The following is a 4,363-nucleotide window of genomic DNA, read 5'->3' as shown; positions in this document are numbered from 1 at the left end:
TGAAGGATGTAAATTTGTAATGGAACTTGCATCGGTGAAAGCTGTTAAAGCAGACATTGCTATATCAACTAATGGAGGATATCCGCTAGACCAAAATATATATCAGTCTGTTAAAGGTATGACAGCAGCTGAAGCAACTTGCAAGGACGGTGGAGTTATAATTATGGTGTCTGCTTGTAATGATGGACATGGAGGTCAGTCCTTCTATGACAATATTGCAAATGCAAGTAGCCCTCGAGAAGTTCTTGATAGAGTAATTAAAGTAGGAAGAAATGATACAGCGCCAGATCAATGGGAATTTCAGATTCTTGCGCGGATACTCGATAAGTTTATCGTGATTTTTGTTACAGATTTGTGTGATCCTGAAATGATAAAAAAAATGCATATGCAACATGCATTTACCTTTGAAGAAGCACTTAAAAGGGCTTTCGAAATTAAGGGACAAGATGCAACAATATCAGTAATACCAGATGGTGTTTCAGTTGTGGTAAGATAACATTAATGCGTTAGGAAGATAAAATTGATTTTATCTTCCTAACGCATTTTATGGCTTTTATTTTATATCAGTATAAAGAGTAGTATTATAATGACCATAATAGTTTTGGATGGGATATTTCATATCATCATAAAATATTAATCCATCTGCAAGCATTGTTTCGCGTCCATTAGTATATTTCCAAATGGACACATTGTCATTTTCAGTTTTATCACTTCGGAAAAATAAGACGACATTGTTATCCATGTATATTGGCGAAAAATCGAAATAATTTTTGTTATTTGTAAGCTGTTTTCTTTGCTTTGTAGTTGTATTAATTGTGAATATATGGTGATTTTCATTGAAAAACCATTGATTTAAGCCACCAATTCCTTCCTTTTGTTCTTTAGAGGATGCATATAGAATGCTTTTTCCATCACTGGCGAAATAAGGGGTCATGGCTGCGTCTCCATTTGGAGACATGGACTGAAATTTGCCGGTTAAAATATCTAATAGAACTAAATCTTTATTGTTATCCATCTCTCTCCCGCCACCCAAGATTAATGCTAAGTACCTACTGCTTTTAGGGTTTGGAGATATATTATCACTATAGTGTAGTGAAAACATGGGTGGATTAGTATATTCTATTAATTTGTTTTTTAAGATATCGTAAACTGCCAAATCAACTCCATCTGTGGCGAGAGAGCCTGCATGTGGATGCTTCCAGATATACAGATATTTATCATCATTCGATATACCTGTTATGATAGGGTACATCCCTAAATCACCACCTGTATCTATTTTAGTTGGAATTGATTTTATAACAATTTTTTGTTTTTTTGTTATCGGATCAAAGAATAGAACTCCATAGTCTTTAATATAATCAGATCCATTTTTTTTATAGAAAAGGTACTTCTCAGCATATATTTTTCCACTACTATCTAAAGTGATGTTCTGGTAATTAAATTCATCCTGAAGATAAGGTTTACTGATTTTATTTACGATATCATAAAAATATAAGCCGCCTGATGTAGGGGAGTATAGTAAAGTATTTTTATCTTGAAAGGTAAAAGATAATTGCCACGCAAATGATAATGTAGTTGTATTGTCAGCTATTTTTATGTGCTCTAGTTTATTTGTTGTAACATATAAAACATTATCCTTAAGGTATGAAACCTGGCTTCCATCAGGAGATATAAGTGGGCGAGAAAAGATGCCACCACTATCTAATGTTATATTTTTATCTTTATCATTTGTGGAAACCAAAAGTAATTCATTTTTTCGTACAACAACAACATTCATAATTTTAATGTCCGGAGCTTTTTTAATGGCAATATCCTGTAATTTAAATGCTTCTACGCTTTTTTCGGTAGAATAGAATTTCAATGTAAATCCACAAGTGATGCAAATAGTAATTAACAACAAAGTTGTGATAGCTAGTTTTTTCACCTTTAATTTTAAATTTATCATGTTTCCACACCACTTTCTTTTTATAAATAGTATTCCCTGGTTTTGTGGATTCATTATAAAAACATGTAAAAATTATTGAATATTTTCTTTAATTATTTTTAGTTATTATTTAGTGCAACTTGATTTAGTGCAATTTGATTTAGAATGGAAAATTTAATAAAACTTGTATTTCCGACAAATAGGGTTATAATTTTTATTATACTAACAAATTTTGAAATTATAGTATAAAATAAATCAAAGCAATGGGGGGTAAATAAATGGAAAAAAATACTGATTACAGATCTAACGAAAATAATTTGAAACTTAGAAAAATAGTGTATTATATACTCGGTATAATTGAGGCTTTTTTCGCTTTTAGACTTGTTTTCAAGCTTCTTGGGGCTAATGCTGGGAGCACCTTTGTATCACTTATATATAACATATCAGGAGTTTTTATGGCTCCATTCAGTGGAATTTTTAGAACTGCTGTAACTAAGGGGATAGAAACGAAGTCAGTTTTGGAGCCTGCAACTATTATAGCTATGATTGTTTATGCGCTTGCTGCATATGGAATAGTGAGGTTAATTGAAATCTCCCAAAAACGTAAGGACAAAGGAATACAATAAGTCTAAAACCAGGAGGGTATATTTATTCCTCCTGGTTTTAGACTTATATTTAAATTAAATTATTCTGAAATTATTAATCAAAAAAATAGTGATGAAAAGCTTAAAAATAAGTTAAATTAATAATTCAGAAAAATCTGTTTTTTTTTGACTTTTTTTTGACTTTTTATTGGTAGACTGTTGTAAGAATATCGTTTTACTTGTTTTAATAAAATTAGAGTAGGGGGTTTAACTATGGAAAAGGGGAAAAATTATTCCATACGTAAGGCTGTTTTAATCCCAATGGTTCTGGTGTTCGCTGGAATTATATTTTTTGGGATAACTAATCCAGTCGGATTTTTCAACGCGGAGAAGGCTATTTCAGCTTTTGGGTATAACTGGTTTGCTTGGTTATACATACTGGTAACTTTGATGAGTATGGCAGTATTAATCTGGCTAGTGTTCTCGAGATTTGCTAATATAAAAATTGGTGGTGAAGACTGCAAACCAATTTATACCAGATTTCAGTGGTTCACCGTGTGTCTTTGTGGCATTATAGGAACTGGTATGGTTATATGGGGTATAGCTGAGCCTATTACTTTCCTTTGGGAACCGGTAACAGGGGTTGGAGTATTTGAACCAGGTTCTGCAAATGCAGCTAAATTTGGGCTTGCAACTTCATTAATTCACTGGGGTGTTCCATCAATAGCACTTTACACAATCATGGGAGTAGTTTTTGGTTTTGTAGTTTATAACATGAAACTTCCTTTCCGTATAAGTTCACTTCTGTATCCCATTCTTGGGAAGAAATCAATGGGTAGAGTAGGAGATATAGTTGACAACTTCAGCTTTTTCTCAATTTCAGTATCTGTTGCGGCGGTACTTGCGGTTGCGGCTACTACAGTTGGTGCAGGGGTAAGTATGTTTTTTGGAGTTGAGTCCACTACTATTTTACGTGGTAGTATTCTGTTAGTGCTAGTTATTTCGTTTATTGCTTCAAGTTACACTGGTCTGCTAAGAGGTATCAGAATACTTTCAGATATTAATACAAAAATCTTTATCGGCTTAATTATATTCGTATTTGTATTTGGAGGGACAAGATTTATTCTTTCAATGTCAACAGAGGCTCTAGGACTTTCAGCTCAGACATTCTTTCAAAGAATGACTTACCTAGGAACAGTTGAAAAAGATATGTTCCCAATGTGGTGGACAGTAGTTTATTGGGTATGGATGGTTGTTTACGGCCCAATGATGGGACTATTCCTTGCTAAGATAGGTCGTGGAAGAACACTAAGAGAATTTATTATTGTTAATATGCTTCCTGCCTTTTTCATTATGCTTTGGTTCTGCGTTTTTGGTTCGTCAGCTATCAACATGGAACTTACAAACGGTGGTCAGATTTATGCAACTATGGGTTCTAGTGGACTAGAAGCAGCGGTATTTGCATTTTTTAAACAATTGCCACTATCAAGCATTCTAGGCGTAGGATTCATACTTATACTGTGTATTTCAGTTGTTACTTGTGTAGATGGACTAACATCTACAGTATCTTCGCTTTCGGTTAACTGTAAGGATGGAGGTACAGCAGAGCCTCCAACTATAATGAAAATATTCTGGGGAGTTGTAATGGCTTCAGTTGCATTCGTCAGTATCTTTGCCAACACAACTTCAGTAGATGGAATCAATATGCTAAATGCTGCAAAAATGCTACCGATGATAGGTGCATTACCAATGCTGGCTATATATGTAGTTGCGTTTATATCACTGTTTAAATTCCTTTCTAACAGGGAAAAATATGACGTAACATACTTTCCAGAAACAGCAATAGTTGAGAAAG

Annotated in this window: 3 protein-coding genes and 1 pseudogene; 3 read left to right on the top strand and 1 reads right to left on the bottom strand. The window is 33.6% G+C overall.

The annotated features are described in order from the left end of the window. A pseudogene (locus JJE11_RS15525) lies at positions 1–496 on the top strand (lactate racemization operon protein LarA); the annotation flags it as partial. 57 nt (positions 497–553) lie between these two features. On the opposite strand, the gene JJE11_RS15520 reads toward JJE11_RS15525, so the two are convergent. Then, entirely contained in the window at positions 554–1,945 is a 1,392-nt protein-coding gene (locus tag JJE11_RS15520) for a hypothetical protein (RefSeq protein ID WP_291637233.1), read from the bottom strand. Positions 1,946–2,202: 257 nt separating this feature from the next. Between JJE11_RS15520 and JJE11_RS15515 the strand changes: the two genes are divergently transcribed. Together JJE11_RS15515 and JJE11_RS15510 are read left to right on the top strand one after the other, a co-directional pair. Continuing rightward, a complete protein-coding gene (locus tag JJE11_RS15515; RefSeq protein WP_291637231.1) occupies positions 2,203–2,550 on the top strand; it encodes a YggT family protein in 348 nt (115 codons plus the stop codon). A gap of 231 nt (positions 2,551–2,781) precedes the next feature. After that, positions 2,782–4,363 (top strand): BCCT family transporter (locus JJE11_RS15510; protein WP_291637228.1); only part of this gene is annotated, 1,582 nt, incomplete at its 3' end.

The organism is Clostridium sp., from assembly GCF_016650095.1.
Taxonomy (GTDB): domain Bacteria; phylum Bacillota; class Clostridia; order Clostridiales; family Clostridiaceae; genus Clostridium_AD.
The sequence above is the reverse complement of the archived record's forward strand: the minus strand, read 5'-3'. Positions and strand labels throughout refer to the sequence as shown.